Here is a 15,465-nt window from a genome sequence, read left to right on the forward strand (position 1 = left end):
AGGGTACAGATTGCGCATTCTTGAAAGGCTGGAAAAGATCATCCACTCGCTAGGAGTAGGGACCGCGTGGCTAACCGTGGTCCCCATCGCTTTTTTTACCGGCTTGCAAATGCTTGATCGCAAGCTTCAGCTCGGGGTCTCGGCGATCCTTCCCGATCTATCCACCTCACTGCTTTTCATCCTCATTTTCATGACTTTCGGATTTACATACCTGCGCGACGGGCATGTCCGCGTGGACGTCTTTCGCCGAAACTGGCCTCCGCGCCGCCTGGCGTGGATCGAGCTTGCGGGCTGTCTTTTCATACTGCTGCCTTTGGCGATCATCCTGACCAATTACGGTTGGGATGGGCTGATGCGGACGACGAAATATGCGGAAACAGATATCTGGGCGCGGCGCATCGCCGCCGTGATCGGGCCTGCCCTGCTGGGGCTGGCGGGCCTTGTCGTCACGGTGCGCAATATCGCCTTCCTGCGCGGGCGACACGACGGCATCGCGCCAAGCTCTCAGGAAGACATGCCACATGGAGACTGAAATCCTGACCATCGCAATGCTAGGGCTATTGGGCATCGGTGTGTTCAGCGGTTTTCCTGTGGCTTTGGTCCTGACCGCTACCGGTTTTCTGGCATTTGTCGCTGCGGTTGTGATCGGCGTTACAGATTTTGGCCATCTCGGCCTCATTTACCTTCGGGTGCGTGGCATCCTGACCAACGAAGGTGTGCAGTTCACTAGTGTCCCGCTTCTTATCTTTCTCGGGCTGGTCCTGAATGCCAGCGGGGTTGCAGCAACGCTGTTTCAGACGTTGGGCCATGTCCTGAAATCCGTGCCGGGCCGATATGCGATTGCCACCCTGTTGATTGGCCTGATCCTCGCGCCTGCCGCAGGTGTCATCGGTGCGTCGGTTGTGACGGTCGCTCTGGTGGCCTATGGGCCGATGCTGCGCTCGGGATATGCGCCTTCCACGGCCGGGTCGGCGGTTGCGGCGTCCGGGGCGTTGGGGGTCGTCTTTCCACCGGCTGTCCTGCTGTTCTTTGTGGCCAATGTCTTTCAGCTTCGGATCGCGTTGATGTACACAGCGCTTGTCATCCCGGTGCTGCTGCTGGTCTTATTCTTTTCGCTGTTTTACGCGGTCACACTTCGTAATCGTGTCGACGTTGCCCTGTCGGATGCGGAAAAACCCACCATGCGGGACGTGTTGTCGGTGATCATTGCCATCGGAGTTATTGCAGCCATTCCTCTCAGTATCGTGGGCGGGATCGCGACCCTGTCCGAGGCGGCAGGTATCGGCGTCTTCGGGGGACTGTTGGTCATGGCGTTTCGCGGACGCATGACACTTGCACGCCTCAACAAGACGATAGTTCAGACCGCATCCATGACTTCAATGGTGTTTTTTATCGTCGTCGGGGCATCCATTTTTTCGCTTGGCTTCAATCTGATTGAGGGGCGCGAAGTTCTGCTTGAATGGATCAACGGGTTCGATCTCGGGCGCTGGATGACGCTTGCCTTGCTGCTTGGCATCATCCTCGTCCTCGGGTTCGTGTTCGACTGGATCGAGATCCTGCTCGTCTTTCTCCCAATTTTGCTGCCGGTGTTCGGGCAGCTGGATTTTTCAGATCATGTTGGCTCGGACTATTTTTCAAAAATCTGGCTGGCCGGTTTGATCGCTTTGGCGCTTCAAACGTCCTTTCTCACGCCCCCATTCGGATATGCTCTCTTCTTCGCCAAGATGGCCGCTCCTCCAGGTGTCAATCTGGCTGACATCTATCGTGGCGCCGGGCCGCTCGTGATCATTGAAATCCTGCTCATCGCAGTGCTGGCATTGTGGCCAGAACTGGTTACCTGGCTCCCGGAACTTGTTCTTTCCAAGTCAGACAGCCCTTTGTTGAATTGAAGGTTCATGATAAATGCTCGGCCAAAGAACAAAAAATCGAGTACCTTCAATGAAACGTCGTATTTTTCTCATGGGCATGATGTCCGCCTTTCTGTCCGGCTGTGCCAGCAAGTTCCGCAGCTATGGCGGACCCGAGGTGACCCGTGTTCGGCTCTACAAGGGGCAGCGCTTGCTTGTTCTCGACGGAGCCGATCGCGTATTGCAAACCTATCCGGTCGGGCTGGGTTTCGCTCCTGAGGGTCACAAGCAATTCGAGGGAGACGGCCGGACCCCGGAGGGCACCTACATAGTAGATAAGCGCAACCCTGAAAGTACGTATCATCTTTCAGTTGGTATCTCTTATCCGAACGAGGCCGACATCGCCTTTGCCGAAGCGCAGGGCCTTTCCCCCGGCGGCGACATCTTCATCCATGGTGGTCCACGCCCGGGCATCGACCCAACGGACGTCCGCGACTGGACAGCTGGCTGCATCGCGGTCACAGATCGGCAGATCGAGGACATCTATGCAATGGTGAAGGACGGAACACCTATCCACATCTTTGCATGACGGTCTTTCTCATGCGGCGGTAGTGAGCCGTCGCATTGGCCGCCAGTGCCCAGCTCCACGAAGCCAAGATGAGCGCCAACAGCATCCAGTCCCCGAAGCTCGCGTAGAGTGTCGGCGGTCGCGCGGAGGGCAGGCTAGCGTCGATGATGCCCGTTTCGCCGGTATCGAGCCGCGCGGCGACACTTCCGTTCGCGTCGATGACCGCGGAGATGCCCGTATTCGCGGCTCGGATGACAGGAAGGCCTTCCTCTACGGCGCGCATCCGTGCGGAAGCCAGATGCTGCTCGGGTCCGATGCTGGTGCCGAACCAGGCGTCGTTTGTCGCGTTGAAAATCCAGTCAGGTCGGAACAGGTCGTCGACCACATGGCCTGGGAAGATGATCTCATAGCAGATCGCCAAGGCGACCAGCGGCACACCCGGAAGCGCAAGCGTTCGTGGGCCCGGTCCGGGCGTAAAGTCGCCGAGCCCCGCCGTCAGCCGCTCGATCGGCAACCAGCCGCGGAATGGCACATATTCGCCGAAGGGCACGAGATGGTGTTTCGCGTATCCGGTCAGGATTTTGCTGGTATCGCCAAAAGCCTGGACCGTGTTGAAATATCGGATGCCATCCTCGCTCGGTACACGGTCCGGCACTCCGGTGAGTAGCACGCTGCCTTCCGGTAGCGCAGCGGCAATGCGGGCCCGCGCCTCCGTATCCTCATCGAGGAAACCCGGAAAGGCGGTTTCCGGCCAGAGAAGAACGTCGAAATCGCCGGGCAGGGTTGAAAGCTCAAGATAGCGCGCGAATGTCGCCTCGCGGTTCTCGGGCGCCCATTTCTCCTCTTGTGGAATGTTGCCCTGGACAATGCGCAGGTCGACAGTGGGTGGCTGTTGTGCATCCGACTGGAGGCGAAGCGTGCCGACAGCCCACATCGTCGCGATGCCGGCCAGCGCCACGAGCGAGATGGTCAATCGTTGCCGCCCGGACGCCATGACAGCAGCGCCGGGGAGCAACGCGACGAACACGGTGAGAAAGCTTAGCCCATAGCTTCCGACCCAGGCGGCGGTCTGGCGAAGGGCGGCATAGTCCACAAGTGCGTAACCGGCCAGGTTCCAGGGAAACCCTGTCAGAACGTGACCACGCAACCACTCGGCCACGGTCCAAGAGGTCGCGAACAGGAGGCAGTTCAAGAGACTGCCCATGGCTCCGCGCCGCGCGATTTCGGCGAAGAGCACGGCGGCAATGGCCGGGAAAATCGCGAGACCTGCGGACAATCCCGCGACCGCCGGGATCGCCATCGTCCCAAACCGCTCGGCCTCGACGTAGAAACTTTCCGCGATCCACGAAATCCCGAAACCGAACTGGCCAAGACCAAACGCCCAGCCGACGAGGAAAGCGCGCCCGAAGGAGAGATCGCGAAGACCGACAAACAACGCGGAATAGGCAATGGGAACAAGCAAGAGAAGCGAGAAAGGCGGGAAAGTCAGAACGGTCAGCGCCCCGGCGACGAAACCAAGCGTCATCCGCGAAAGAAAACGGTGGCGCAGAGCGATGCGGTTCAGAATTTCCGGCTTCACGACTTGATCGAACGCCGCGCGCTGATCCATGGCGCGGCGAGCAAGAGCCCCACGCCACTGACGACAAATACATCGGCCAAGTTGAAGGCAGGCCAATGTGTTGTGCCAATGTAGAAATCGAGAAAGTCTGTTACAGCCCGATACCGCACACGATCGATGACATTGCCCAGGGCTCCGCCAATGATCGCGCCATAGGCAAGTGTTTCGACCGCATTTTCGGCGCGAAACAGCATAACCCCTAGCCAAACACAGATGGCAAGAGCGAGAGCGATTAGGCTCCACCACGGAGCGCCGCCCAGCATCCCGAAAGTCACGCCGTCATTACGATAAAAGACGAGGTTGAATCCCGGAAACACGGAAATCCCGACGCTTAAAGTGACGGCATTCGCAACGACAATGGCTTTGGTGATCTGATCGATCGCGAACGTAGCAAGCGCTGCAAATACGCCGATCATCGGAGATCCTTTGTATGATGACATTGCCTCATCCCAACCAGACATCGAGAAACAGCATCAGAACGAGCCCGACAGCGAGACCGAGCGTTGCCCTGTTCTGATGGCCGCTGCGATGGGTTTCGGGGATGATTTCGTGGCTGATGACGTAGAGCATCGCTCCCGCGGCAAAGGCCAGACCCCATGGAAGCAGCGGTTCCGACAGTGTGATGATCCCGGCCCCGAGCAGGCCGCCAATCGGCTCGACCATGCCCGTCAGCGCCGCGATGCCCCAGGCGCGCAGCTTCGGATATCCCTCGCCCAGCAGAGATACAGCGACGGCCAATCCTTCGGGCGCATTCTGAAGCCCGATGCCGATGGCGAGCGGCAGACCGCCCTCCATACCTCCGGATCCGAAGCCGACCCCGACCGCGAGGCCTTCGGGGAAGTTGTGGATCGTGATCGCGATGATGAACAGCCAGACCCGCCGCAAAGACGCCGCTTCGGGCCCTTCGCGTCCCGTCTTGAAGTGCTCGTGCGGCAGCTTTTCGTTCATCAGCGCGACAGCCCCCATGCCCAGAAGGATCGAGACGCATACGATGGCCGCAGGCATCGCGCCGTTTTCGAACATTGGCTCTGCCGCATCCAATGCCGGGATGATCAGCAAAAAGAACGAGGCTGACAGCATGACACCGGCAGCGAAGCCGAGCGACAGATCGCGCGTGGCCCGGGACGGGATGCGCCCGAACAGCACGGGAGCTGCCCCGACTGCCGTAAGGGATCCGGCGGCGAGACTTCCGAGAAAGCCGAGCATTATCGGAGACAGATTTTCCATGGGCGAGCCAGATTATCCTTCGGCGTAGCTCGAAAAGACTTCCGTCGACCCGTCCTTGCGGATGAGGAAGACATCATAGGCCTCGCGGTCGTCTTCTGGCCCCATGCCGGGCGAGCCATAGGGCATCCCCGGAACGGCGAGGCCGACGGCGTCCGGGCGCTCCTCGAGAATGCGGCGGATGTCAGCGGCCGGGACATGGCCTTCGATCACGTAGCCATCAATGAGCGCGGTGTGGCAGGAGACCATGCGCTGCGGCACGCCGTTGTCGAGCTTGAAGCGAACCAGCGACCCACCGAACATGTTCTCGCCCGTCGGCGCAAACCCGTTTTCTTCGAGATGGTTCATCCAAGACAGGCAACAGCCGCAACCGTTCGTCTTGCGGACCTCGATCGCCGTTGCCTCTGCGAGGACCTGGGCCGCCGGGAACAGGGCGAGGGTGATTGCCAGAGCTTGGGTCATGCGTTTCATGGGTCAGAGCCTTTCGGTTGTCGTTTCGGCAATCTCGCTGCCGAGGTTTTGATTCAGAAGCGCGCGCGCCTCGGCCAGACGCGAGAGCGCGGCGGTATCATCCGCTTCGCTCTCGGCTGCTTCGGCGAGCCGGTCGTCAGAGAGGGGGTCAGTCGGGCGCCCATCCACAAGGACTTCGTAGTGCAGGTTCGGACCTGTCGCCGTACCAGTCGCGCCGACGCGGCCGATCACATCTCCCGCCGCAACGCGTTGGCCTTGTGCCAGGTCTTCCGGCACGGCGCTCAGATGCGCGTAGCGCGTCAAGGTGTCGGAGCCGTGGGCGATTTCGACCACTCGACCATAGCCGCCCCGCCAGCCGATGAAACTGACCCGCCCCGGTGCCGTCGATTGAACCGGTGTCCCGCGTGCCGCTGCGAAATCGACGCCGGTGTGCATCCGGACGTTGCCAAAGACCGGATGCGTGCGGCGTCCGAACACCGAGCTGAGGCGCGCACCCTCGACCGGCTGTGCGAAGACGCGCAGCACCTCGCCATCGACGTAGATCGTCGCCTGACCGCTGCCGTCGTCCGGCCATACGATCTCGTAAAGCGAACCGCCGATCTCCAGTGCGGCGAAGGCGAGTTCGGGCTGTCCGATCCTGTCCTCGCCGACCCGCGCCTCACGCCAGAGAAGCCTTAGTGTCTCGCCACCGGCCAACTCGCGGCGAAAATCCACGGTCCCACCCAGCATCTGCGCAAGGTCCACGGAAAAACGGGCGGGTATGCCGGCTTCGTCGAGTGCCGCGAAGATCGAGCTGTCGATCACGGCTTTGCCGGCAAGGGTTACGATCTCCGGATCCGGAGCCACGACCTGCGTAGACAACTGCTCGCCGAAAACCACCTCGATCCGCACTCCGTCCTCGACGGCGAGTGAGACGGTGCGGGGGCTGCCGTCCACGGTCGAAGCGACAGTGACCGAGTGCCCCGGCCGCAGCCGTCGCAGATCGTATTCCGCGCCAAGCGCGAGGGCAACTTCGGCTCTGTCAGGTGCCGCAAGTCCAGCTTCGGACAGCAAGAAATCGAGCGTCTCGCCAGGTGCAATGTCGCGCGACCACGTCGACAGCGGTGGCTCGATCGCCCTTACCGGCCTGTCGGCAAACGCGACCTGCAGAAGGGGTAGGGGGCCGAGGTCGGGTGCATCCTCTGCCCATGCCGTCGCGGGCAGCGTCACGAGGATTTCAACGTTTCTAGGGGCTTCAGGACCTTGGGGCATCCAGCTACCTGCCTGGGCAAGTTCCGGCGGCACGGGTTCTTTCGGCATGAAATCAGAGATGGCGATAGCCGCTCCCAAAACCGTCCCCGCAATTGCGACACCCGCCGCCAAAGTTCTGAGCCTCATGTCGCCCCCTCCATTTCTTCTGCCAGCGCGCGGCGAATTTTCGGCACCGCGAATTCTCTGGGTTCGTGATAGTCGATCATGGTGACGAACCGCCCAGAGGCTGCGAACAGGAAGACGCTCGCGGTGTGGTTCATCGTGTAATCGCCGCTTTCCGTCGGCACCCGCACGTAGGTGGCGCGGAAGCCGTCCGCGACGCGCGCGATCTGCTCCTCCGGTCCCGTCCAGCCACGTATCCCAGGATGGAAGTAGCCGACATATTCGGCCATCGCCTCTACAGTGTCGCGCTCGGGATCGACCGTGATGAAAACCACGTTCATTTCTTCGGCCTCGTCTCCCAGATCGTCGAGCCATCCCGAAATGTCCGAGAGCGTGGTCGGGCAGACATCGGGACAGTAGGTGAAGCCGAAGAACGCCATCGTCGGGCGACCGATCAGGGTTTCTGGCCCGACCGCGTTGCCCTCATGATCCGTCAGACGGAAATCCATCTCGGTCAGGGCCACAGGCCGCTGCCCGACAGGCTCGGCTCCACCGGGTCCATCGACCTGCCACCAACCGACGAAGAGCATCAGGGCGACCGCCCCGACACCAGCCGCGCCGTACCCCAGGATCGCCCGTCGCCGCATCAGTCCTCTGGCCCCCGCGCGGCGATTCCGAGGATCGGCACCTCGACCGTCACTTCGCCTCCGTCTTCGAAAAGCAGGGTCAGCGGAAAGTTGTCCCCTTCCGTCATCGGTTCTTGTAGCCGCATCAGCATTGCGTGCAGGCCCCCCGGTTCGAGCGCGACGCTCTCGCCCGGGGCGATCGCGATCTCCCCCGCCGGGCTCATGGAACTCACACCTTCGGCATTTGTCTTCGTCTCGTGAATTTCGGGCATCATCGCGAGCGGTGTTGTAAGGCCGATCAGCGTCACTGGCTCGTCGCCAGTGTTGCGGATCGTCATGTAAGCGGCCCCGGGACGGTTCATCCCGATGGAGGCGCGGGACCACGCGTTCTCGACGACAACATCCTCGGGTCCGGCCAGCGCGGGCGCTGAGAACCCTCCAAGGGTCAAAAGCGCCGCCAGTGTGCTGGTCAAAATATACTTTTTCATCGTTCTGATCCTGCCCTTTCCATTCAGCTTTGCGCGGCAGCGACTTCGGCAGCCACCAGACGACGCAATTCTGCCTCTCCGAATGGATCGAGCGGCATGCCGTTCACGAAGAATGTGGGCGTCTGGCGAATTCCCACGGTCTCGACGTCAGCACGATCCTGGTTCAGGATCGCCACGACATCGGGTGCCAGCATTTGCGTGCGCGCGGCCTCGGCATCGAGTCCGGCCGTGGCGGCGATCTGAAGGATCAGGCCAGGCGCCGGGGCACCGTGCGACGCCCATCTCGGCTGTTCCCGCAGAACGGCCTCAAGCACCGGCACGTAAACGTCCTGCATGCGCGCCGCCTCGAGCACGCGGATCGCTTCCTCGGATGCCGCGCCGTGGAAGGGCGTGTAGCGGATCACGACGCGGACAGCATCCCCATGCTCGGCCATGATGTCCTTCACGATGGGATGAAAGGCGCGACAGGCCTCGCAGGCCGGATCGAAGAATTCGACGATCGTGACGGGCGCCTCCGCAGGTCCGAGGATGGGCGAGTAGGGGCGGATCATCGCCTCAGCAAGTTCCGGAGCAACAGGCTCCGCTTCGGCCACCGGGCCGGGGCGGGTTGCAAACCAGGTGGCTCCGCCGAAACCGGCGACGCCGATGGCGAAAACGGACAGGATCAGGCCGCGTCGGTTCATGTTCGTGTGTCCTTCAATGAAAGGGCCGACAGCGCCCCGATCAGCGCGAAGGCGACGAGCGCCATCAGCGGGATAGGGACGCCGAAGACCAGTTGGTTGTCATCGGTGCAAGAGGGGCCGGTGGCTGTGCAAGGCTGGATGCGTTCGGGAACAAGACCGACGTACAGCCCCATGTGCCACAGGGCGACTGCGCCGCCGCCAAGCGCCAATGCGATGCCGTAGCGCCCCACACGGCCGTCCCGCCACCACAGGCCCAGCCCGAGGATAATGGCCAAGGGGAACATGAAGGCGCGCTGGAACCAGCACAGCACACAGGGCGTCTGCCCCAGCACCTCGCCGATAAAAAGCACGGCAAGTGAGGCAACGAGCGCGATGATCCACGCCAGCCCGAGGGCTGTTTCTCCGGACATACGGTTCATGTCGGTCAGATCCTCTCTTCCAGATCGGCGAGGATCTCTTCGGCGGAGGTGCCGTAGGGCCAGGAGTCGGCAAAGCCTGCCTCGGGGTCGAAGAGGAACAGATGCGACGTGTGGCCCATGGTGTACCCATCCGGCGCTGCGGCCTCTTCGACGCGCTCAAAGAAGATTGGAAATGTCTCGGACGTGGCGGCGATCTGTTCCGGCGTGCCCGTCAGCCCGATGATGCCCGCATCGAACAGCGGGACGTATTCGGCGAGTGCTGGGGGCGTGTCTCGTTCAGGGTCGATTGTTATGAAAATCGGCTGGACCTTGGCGACATCGTCGCCCAGACCGTCCATCACCGCCGCGACCTCAGATAGGGTCGTCGGGCAGACGTCGGGGCAGTTGGTAAACCCGAAAAAAACCAGCATCCAGCGCCCCGCAAAGTCCTCCTCGGTTTGAACCATACCCTGGTGGTCCGTCAGTTCGAACTCAGCGAAAAAAGGCGGCTCGGCGTCGGTTCGGGCGCTATCGGCACGATAATCGGACCATAGCAAAAGCCATACGAAGGCAAGCGCTGCCACGCCTGCCAAAACCCAAAGAAACTTCTGTGCCGATGTAAGGGACAATCCTGTTCGCCTGTTTTTGATTCTTATTGCATGTGCGGATACATCCTCTAGCCGCTAGAGGTTCAAGAACGAAATCATGGTATAGCTTGAACTCACGCGTCTGTGAATCCGACACTTGTTTATTCCGACGGCAAAACCTACACAAACTGTATCTTTTTCATGGAGGCGAAAATGCTCACGATCGGTACTCTGTCAAAGAAGACTGGCACAAAAGTGCAGACCATCCGGTACTACGAACAGATCGGACTTATGCCCGAACCTGGCAGGACCGAAGGCGGACAGAGGCGCTACGACAATGCACAGCTCGACCGACTGTCCTTCATCCGCCATTCGCGGCAACTCGGTTTCTCGCTCGATGCGATCCGCGAGCTGCTCGACCTCAGCGACCATCCCAACCGCCCCTGCGACGAGGCAGATGCCATCGCGCGTCGCCAGCTCAAACAGGTGGAGCAGCGCATGGCCCGCCTGAAGGCGCTGCGCACGGAACTGAAACGCATGGTTCACGAATGCAGCGGCGGGCGGACCGGAGACTGCAAGGTGCTTGAGGTGTTGCGGGACCATTCGGAATGCCTGACCGAGCACGAGGAAATCGGGGCCTGAAGGAATTCAGCCAACATTCCGGCTGGAACGCAGATCAGCCGCAGAAGTTAATGTGTCGTACAACACAAGCTGGAACCACAAAATGGCCGCTAGACAAGATTCAATGGAGAGACGGACGCTTTGGATCGTTCTTGCGCTCAATATCGGTTTGGCCGTGGCCTTTTTCGCAACAGGCGCCTTCGGCGACTCAAGTGCCCTGATCGCCAACGGGCTCGATAACCTCTCCGACAGCTTCGTCTACGCGATCAGCCTTTTCGCTTTGTCCCGATCCGACAAATGGAAACGCGGGGCGGCGAACGTTTCTGGCGGGCTGCTGATTCTGTTCGCCGCTGGTATCCTTTACGATGCATGGCGCCGCTACATCGGCGGGTCAGATCCGCTCGGGACGATCATGATCGCCATGGCCCTGATCGCGGCGGCCATCAACGCAGTCTGCGTCTGGCTGCTCGCTAAGCTCAAAGATCCGGACGTCAACATCCGCGCGGCCAACACCTTCAGTTACAACGATTTCGCCGCGAACCTCGGAATCGTCGTGGCTGGCGGCCTCGTCGCCTGGCTGGGAACCAACTGGCCGGACCTCGTCGTCGGCGTGATTGTCGCCGGGATCGCGGCCTGGGGAGGTATCGACATTCTGCGCGACGCACACGGCGAACACCACAAAGCAGTTCATACGGGCAAATAGTTGCGGGAGATTCTTTCTGAAAGAAAGGATTGAAGCTACAGTGACTATAGCAATTAGTCTTGTTCTAAGACGATTCGAGGAGCGCCCCGTTGCATATGACCGACCCCCTACTTGTACCCACCAAACTACTGGATTTTGATGCCGCGCCTCTTGCGCATCTAATTGAGAACCGCAGCTGGCGCGGCTTATCCGAATACGATCGGATCGGAGCTGCCTATGATTTCGTTCGGAATGAAATCGCGTTCGGATACAATCGAGCTGACGACATCCCCGCATCCGAAGTGCTTTCCGACGGCTATGGGCAGTGCAATACCAAAGGCACGCTCTTGATGGCGCTGCTGCGTGGTATCGGCATTCGTAGCCGGTTGCATGGCTTCACGATCCACACAGGCTTGCAGCGCGGTGTTGTCCCTGAGCTGGTGTATCCGCTTGCTCCGCAGGAAGTTCTCCACTCATGGGTTGAGATCGAATATCAAGGTGCCTGGATCAACCTTGAAGGCTTCATCCTGGATGACGCTTTCCTCAAAGTTCTGCAAACGTCTTTCTCGGACACGGACAGTCTCTGCGGGTATGGCGCGGGCACGGATTGTCTTGGCGCGCCTCCCGTCGCCTGGAACGGAGAAGATACCTACATTCAGAAAACCGGCATCGTGCAGGATTTCGGCGTGTTTGATACGCCGGACACCTTCTATTTGTCCCATGAGCAATCCTTTGGATGGCTGCGTGGTGCCATTTACCGTCATATCATACGCCACTGGATGAATGCGCGCGTACGTGGTTTCCGCAGCGGCCGCCTCAAGACTGACCGACGCGCGACACACGCGCATGAGGAGCCTGCCAATGCCGCATGATCATGGGCACGCGCATATCGATCCGGATTCTGGCGATCGGCGGGTTGCCATTGCGATCTGGGCGAACGGGCTTCTTACCGTTGCGCAGATCGTCGGGGGCATATTGTCAGGCAGTCTGGCACTGATCGCCGATGCGCTGCACAACTTTTCCGATATGGCCTCGCTTGTCATTGCCTTCGCCGCACGCAAGATCGCGCGCCGCCCGGCCGATGAGCGCATGACCTTCGGCTATGGTCGGGTCGAAATCGTCGCGGCCCTGGTTAACTACACCACCCTGATTTTGATCGGCTTCTACCTGATCTACGAAGGTGGCATGCGCATGATTGATCCACCCGAAGTCATGGGTTGGACCGTCGTCATTCTCGGTGGAATTGCGCTTGTGGTCGACACACTGACCGCAATGCTGACCTATTCGATGCAGAAGGGCAGCGTGAACATCCGCGCGCTTTTCCTGCATAACCTGTCGGACGCGCTTGCTTCGGTCGCGGTTATCGTCGGTGGGTCGCTGATCATCCTTTACGACATGCGTTGGGTCGATCCTGCCATCACCATCGGCATCGCGATCTACATCCTGTATCTGTCTTTCACTGAAATAGGCGGCCCAATCCGAACCCTGATGCTCGGGAGCCCGCCGGACATCGACAACGAGGCCGTCGTCGAAGCGATGCGGAAAGTCGAAGGCGTCGCCGACGTCCACCACGTCCATCTCTGGCAAATGCAAGAGCACGAGGCTGCGCTCGACTGCCATGTCGTCGTGGCAGCCGAGGGCTGGTCGAAGATCGAAGAGATCAAGAGCGCGATCAAGAAGCGGCTGAAGGAAGAGTTCGGCATCAGCCATTCCAGTCTCGAATTTGAGCATGAGGATCGCGCTCATCAGAACGCCGATCTCTACGGTCACGGCAACGCAAGTGAAAAGGAGAAGACCAATGTTCAAGGAAACGCTGACCGAGCATGATAATGTCATCGGGCTCGTCTGCGAAGGCAAGTTGACAGAGGCAGACTTCAAGAAAATGCACGCGCTGCTTCATGAACGTCTTGGAACAACCGATAATCCGGGTCTGGTTCTCGACCTTACAAGTTTCGAGGGCTACGAAGAGCTTTCGGCGATCCTGGAAGATCTGAAGATCGACACCGCCCACGTGAACGATTTCTGTCGCATAGCGGTTGTCGGAGAACGCAGATGGATGGAATGGGGCGCTCGGGTGGTCAACCTACTGACGGGCTCCGAGATGCAGTGGTTCGAATCCAGCGATGCCGAGTCCGCACTTGCGTGGGCGCGTGACGGGTAGCCAACGATTCTGCAAGAAAAGGACTAACTGAATTGGATATGGAATAATGCTTCTGGCGGATCCGGACCTACTACGTAGCGACTTTAACCGGGTACTGTGTGCTCATGTGCGATTCGAGTGAAATGACATCCGCCTCAAGATCGTGAGGCTACAGGGGCATCACGTCCAAGTTACAGAATATCGCTTGACCTCCCCTTACTGGAAGGTTGTAAAAACTGTTCATGTTCCGCATTTTTCGCCTTGTTTTGATTCTCATGCTGACCTTCGGTACAGTGACTGCGCCGGATATGTCGTTGGCCGGTATGTCGGTCACGGCTATGGCGCAGATGGAACCCACCGAAAGCGCGGATGGCCGTTGCGGCGGGTGCGATCCCACCGGATTTGCTGAGGGCACTGCCTGTGAAGGTGGGTGTCCTGTTCCTTGCGGCTCCAGCGGTACTTCTGGCCTCCTTGCCAATATGCCGTCAGCGCGGCTCACGAGGCCTTTTGGTACTGCCGTCCGGGGTGCCGAACCTTTGATCTCACTCGGCACGAATCCGTCGCTTGATCCATTCCCTCCCAAACTGCCTGTCTGAACCTGAAACCGGCCTCGCCTGCTGCGAGGCCTGATTGTTGCTTTGGCCGAAGCTGGCTGAGTGCGACCCTTTCAGATCAAGGCAGTTGCGATGATCCTCCACAGACCGATTTCACGAAGGCACGTGCTTCGCACAGGTGCCGCATTCACAGCCCTATCCGCTCTGTCACCTGCACGAATGGCGATGGCCGATCCAACTGGGGACCCATTCGTCCTACGCGCGGCATCCGGACAGGCCGCCCTGCGCCCGTCACCATACGGCCCGACTAATGTCTGGAGCTATAACGGATCCGTCCCCGGCCCTAAAATCCGAGTACGCCAGGGCGACCGAATCCGCGTTCTGGCTCAGAATGGGTTGGATGAAGGGACCACAATCCACTGGCATGGCATCCGCACGCCCAATGCGATGGACGGAGTGCCGTTCCTTACACAGGATCCGATCCCGGTTGATGGCGATTTTCTCTACGAGTTCAATGCGCTGGATGCGGGCACGTTCTGGTACCATCCGCACCAGCGCAGTTCGGAACAGGTCGGACGCGGGCTTTACGGGTCGCTGATCGTCGAGGAGGCGGACCCGATCCGCGTCGATCGCGACGTGACCTGGATGCTGGACGACTGGCGCATGACGCGGGCGGGGCAGTTGTCGGATGACTTCGGCAACCGCCATGACGCGATGCACGGCGGTCGTATTGGCAATTCCGTGACCATCAACGGTCAGATCCCCGAACAAATCTCGGTGCAATCCGGTGAGCGCATCCGCTTGCGGCTAGTCAACGCGGCGAACGCGCGGATATTCGGGCTGGATTTCGGCGGTCTTGCACCGGCTGTGGTCGCGCTGGATGGTCAACCCGTGACCCCTCATGCACCAAATGGCGATATCGTAGTGATCGGCCCGGCCATGCGTGTCGATCTGGTGATCGACATGACCGGCAAGCCCGGAGAAGTCGTCACCGTCACCGATGTCTTCTACGACGGCCTCGAATACCGTCTGGTCGACCTCGTCTATGGGCCTGACAGGCTGCGGGACAGTGTGCCGGATTGGTCGATGGACCTGCCACCCAACCCGTTGGCGGAACCGGACATGGCGTCGGCCGCGCGGCATCAGATCGTCTTCAACGGCGGAATGATGGGGCAGATGATGATGGGCGGCGGCATGGGGTCGATGATGGAGCAGATGCGCGAGGGCAACATGTGGTTCATCAACGGCGAAGCCGCGACGGGGCACACGATGGACCCCTTGCTGGTCCTGCCGCAGGGCACATCGCACGTGTTCGAGATGGATAATCGCACCGCATGGCACCATCCGATCCATTTCCATGGGCATTCGTTCCGTGTGATCGCGCGCAACGGGCAATCGACTCGGTATCGCGAATGGCAGGACACCGTCCTGATGGCCCCCAAAGAACGGGTCGAGATCGCCTTCGTGGCGGACAACCCCGGCGATTGGATGTTCCACTGCCACATCCTGGAACACCAAGCGGCGGGCATGATGGGCGTCATCCGCGTCGATCCCGGCACGACCAAAATCTGAAATCTCACAACCCAATGACCACGAAAAGGAATG

The 15,465-nt window shown here is 60.1% G+C and carries 19 protein-coding genes; 9 read left to right on the forward strand and 10 right to left on the reverse strand.

The features are described 5' to 3' along the window. Positions 1 to 10 precede the first annotated feature (10 nt). The 3 genes from DL899_RS09010 (at position 11) to DL899_RS09020 (ending at position 2,436) form a co-directional block, all read left to right on the forward strand. Entirely contained in the window at positions 11 to 532 is a 522-nt protein-coding gene (locus DL899_RS09010; protein ID WP_111734003.1) for a TRAP transporter small permease subunit, read from the forward strand. Further along, positions 522 to 1,889 (forward strand): TRAP transporter large permease, encoded by a 1,368-nt coding sequence (locus DL899_RS09015; RefSeq protein ID WP_111734004.1) that lies wholly within the window; start codon positions 522 to 524, stop codon positions 1,887 to 1,889. Before DL899_RS09010 ends, DL899_RS09015 begins: the two co-directional genes overlap by 11 nt. 70 nt (positions 1,890 to 1,959) lie before the next feature. Further along, positions 1,960 to 2,436 (forward strand): L,D-transpeptidase family protein, encoded by a 477-nt coding sequence (locus DL899_RS09020; RefSeq protein ID WP_111734006.1) that lies wholly within the window; start codon positions 1,960 to 1,962, stop codon positions 2,434 to 2,436. Here DL899_RS09020 and lnt read toward each other — a convergent pair. From lnt to DL899_RS09070, 10 genes are read right to left on the reverse strand one after another with little or no spacing between them, the layout of a single operon-like run. Beyond that, the gene (gene lnt / locus DL899_RS09025; protein ID WP_111734008.1) at positions 2,417 to 4,024 is read right to left on the reverse strand and encodes an apolipoprotein N-acyltransferase; all 1,608 of its coding nucleotides are present in this window, start codon (positions 4,022 to 4,024) and stop codon (positions 2,417 to 2,419) included. The two genes, DL899_RS09020 and lnt, sit on opposite strands and share 20 nt — an antisense overlap. Further along, a complete protein-coding gene (gene lspA, locus DL899_RS09030; protein ID WP_111734010.1) occupies positions 3,991 to 4,449 on the reverse strand; it encodes a signal peptidase II in 459 nt (152 codons plus the stop codon). Before lspA ends, lnt begins: the two co-directional genes overlap by 34 nt. A gap of 28 nt (positions 4,450 to 4,477) precedes the next feature. Further along, the gene (locus DL899_RS09035; RefSeq protein ID WP_111734012.1) at positions 4,478 to 5,260 is read right to left on the reverse strand and encodes a ZIP family metal transporter; all 783 of its coding nucleotides are present in this window, start codon (positions 5,258 to 5,260) and stop codon (positions 4,478 to 4,480) included. 12 nt (positions 5,261 to 5,272) lie between these two features. Further along, positions 5,273 to 5,728 (reverse strand): DUF411 domain-containing protein, encoded by a 456-nt coding sequence (locus DL899_RS09040; RefSeq protein ID WP_111734014.1) that lies wholly within the window; start codon positions 5,726 to 5,728, stop codon positions 5,273 to 5,275. Between the two features lie 3 nt (positions 5,729 to 5,731). Further along, positions 5,732 to 7,105, reverse strand: coding sequence for a M23 family metallopeptidase (locus tag DL899_RS09045; RefSeq protein ID WP_111734016.1), 1,374 nt, complete (start codon positions 7,103 to 7,105; stop codon positions 5,732 to 5,734). Continuing rightward, positions 7,102 to 7,728 carry an SCO family protein gene (locus DL899_RS09050; RefSeq protein ID WP_111734018.1) on the reverse strand — a complete coding sequence of 209 codons (627 nt, stop codon included), beginning with the start codon at positions 7,726 to 7,728 and terminating at the stop codon, positions 7,102 to 7,104. The genes DL899_RS09045 and DL899_RS09050 overlap by 4 nt, the downstream gene beginning before the upstream one ends. Continuing rightward, the gene (locus DL899_RS09055) at positions 7,728 to 8,195 is read right to left on the reverse strand and encodes a copper chaperone PCu(A)C (RefSeq protein WP_111734019.1); all 468 of its coding nucleotides are present in this window, start codon (positions 8,193 to 8,195) and stop codon (positions 7,728 to 7,730) included. Before DL899_RS09055 ends, DL899_RS09050 begins: the two co-directional genes overlap by 1 nt. Before the next feature lie 23 nt (positions 8,196 to 8,218). Then, positions 8,219 to 8,878, reverse strand: a complete 660-nt coding sequence (locus DL899_RS09060; protein ID WP_009503839.1) for a DsbA family protein — start codon at positions 8,876 to 8,878, stop codon at positions 8,219 to 8,221. Then, positions 8,875 to 9,297: a disulfide bond formation protein B gene (locus DL899_RS09065; protein WP_009503838.1), complete on the reverse strand. Its 423-nt coding sequence runs from the start codon at positions 9,295 to 9,297 to the stop codon at positions 8,875 to 8,877. Before DL899_RS09065 ends, DL899_RS09060 begins: the two co-directional genes overlap by 4 nt. Before the next feature lie 5 nt (positions 9,298 to 9,302). Further along, positions 9,303 to 9,869 carry an SCO family protein gene (locus tag DL899_RS09070; protein ID WP_111734021.1) on the reverse strand — a complete coding sequence of 189 codons (567 nt, stop codon included), beginning with the start codon at positions 9,867 to 9,869 and terminating at the stop codon, positions 9,303 to 9,305. Between the two features lie 207 nt (positions 9,870 to 10,076). Between DL899_RS09070 and DL899_RS09075 the strand changes: the two genes are divergently transcribed. The 6 genes from DL899_RS09075 to DL899_RS09105 all read left to right on the forward strand — a co-directional run bounded on the left by DL899_RS09075 (position 10,077) and on the right by DL899_RS09105 (position 15,432). After that, entirely contained in the window at positions 10,077 to 10,505 is a 429-nt protein-coding gene (locus DL899_RS09075) for a MerR family transcriptional regulator (protein WP_013959865.1), read from the forward strand. A gap of 103 nt (positions 10,506 to 10,608) precedes the next feature. Next, positions 10,609 to 11,187, forward strand: a complete 579-nt coding sequence (locus DL899_RS09080) for a cation efflux transmembrane domain-containing protein (protein ID WP_037941752.1) — start codon at positions 10,609 to 10,611, stop codon at positions 11,185 to 11,187. A gap of 95 nt (positions 11,188 to 11,282) precedes the next feature. Further along, positions 11,283 to 12,038 (forward strand): transglutaminase-like domain-containing protein, encoded by a 756-nt coding sequence (locus DL899_RS09085; protein ID WP_111734023.1) that lies wholly within the window; start codon positions 11,283 to 11,285, stop codon positions 12,036 to 12,038. Beyond that, a complete protein-coding gene (locus DL899_RS09090) occupies positions 12,028 to 12,993 on the forward strand; it encodes a cation diffusion facilitator family transporter (protein WP_111734025.1) in 966 nt (321 codons plus the stop codon). The genes DL899_RS09085 and DL899_RS09090 overlap by 11 nt, the downstream gene beginning before the upstream one ends. Next, complete coding sequence (locus DL899_RS09095; RefSeq protein WP_111734027.1) at positions 12,965 to 13,327, forward strand: SpoIIAA family protein; 363 nt, start codon at positions 12,965 to 12,967, stop codon at positions 13,325 to 13,327. The genes DL899_RS09090 and DL899_RS09095 overlap by 29 nt, the downstream gene beginning before the upstream one ends. A gap of 752 nt (positions 13,328 to 14,079) precedes the next feature. Then, positions 14,080 to 15,432 (forward strand): multicopper oxidase family protein, encoded by a 1,353-nt coding sequence (locus DL899_RS09105; protein WP_239494655.1) that lies wholly within the window; start codon positions 14,080 to 14,082, stop codon positions 15,430 to 15,432. Positions 15,433 to 15,465: the final 33 nt, after the last annotated feature.

Source organism: Roseovarius amoyensis, from assembly GCF_003260265.1.
GTDB classification, from domain to species: domain Bacteria; phylum Pseudomonadota; class Alphaproteobacteria; order Rhodobacterales; family Rhodobacteraceae; genus Roseovarius; species Roseovarius amoyensis.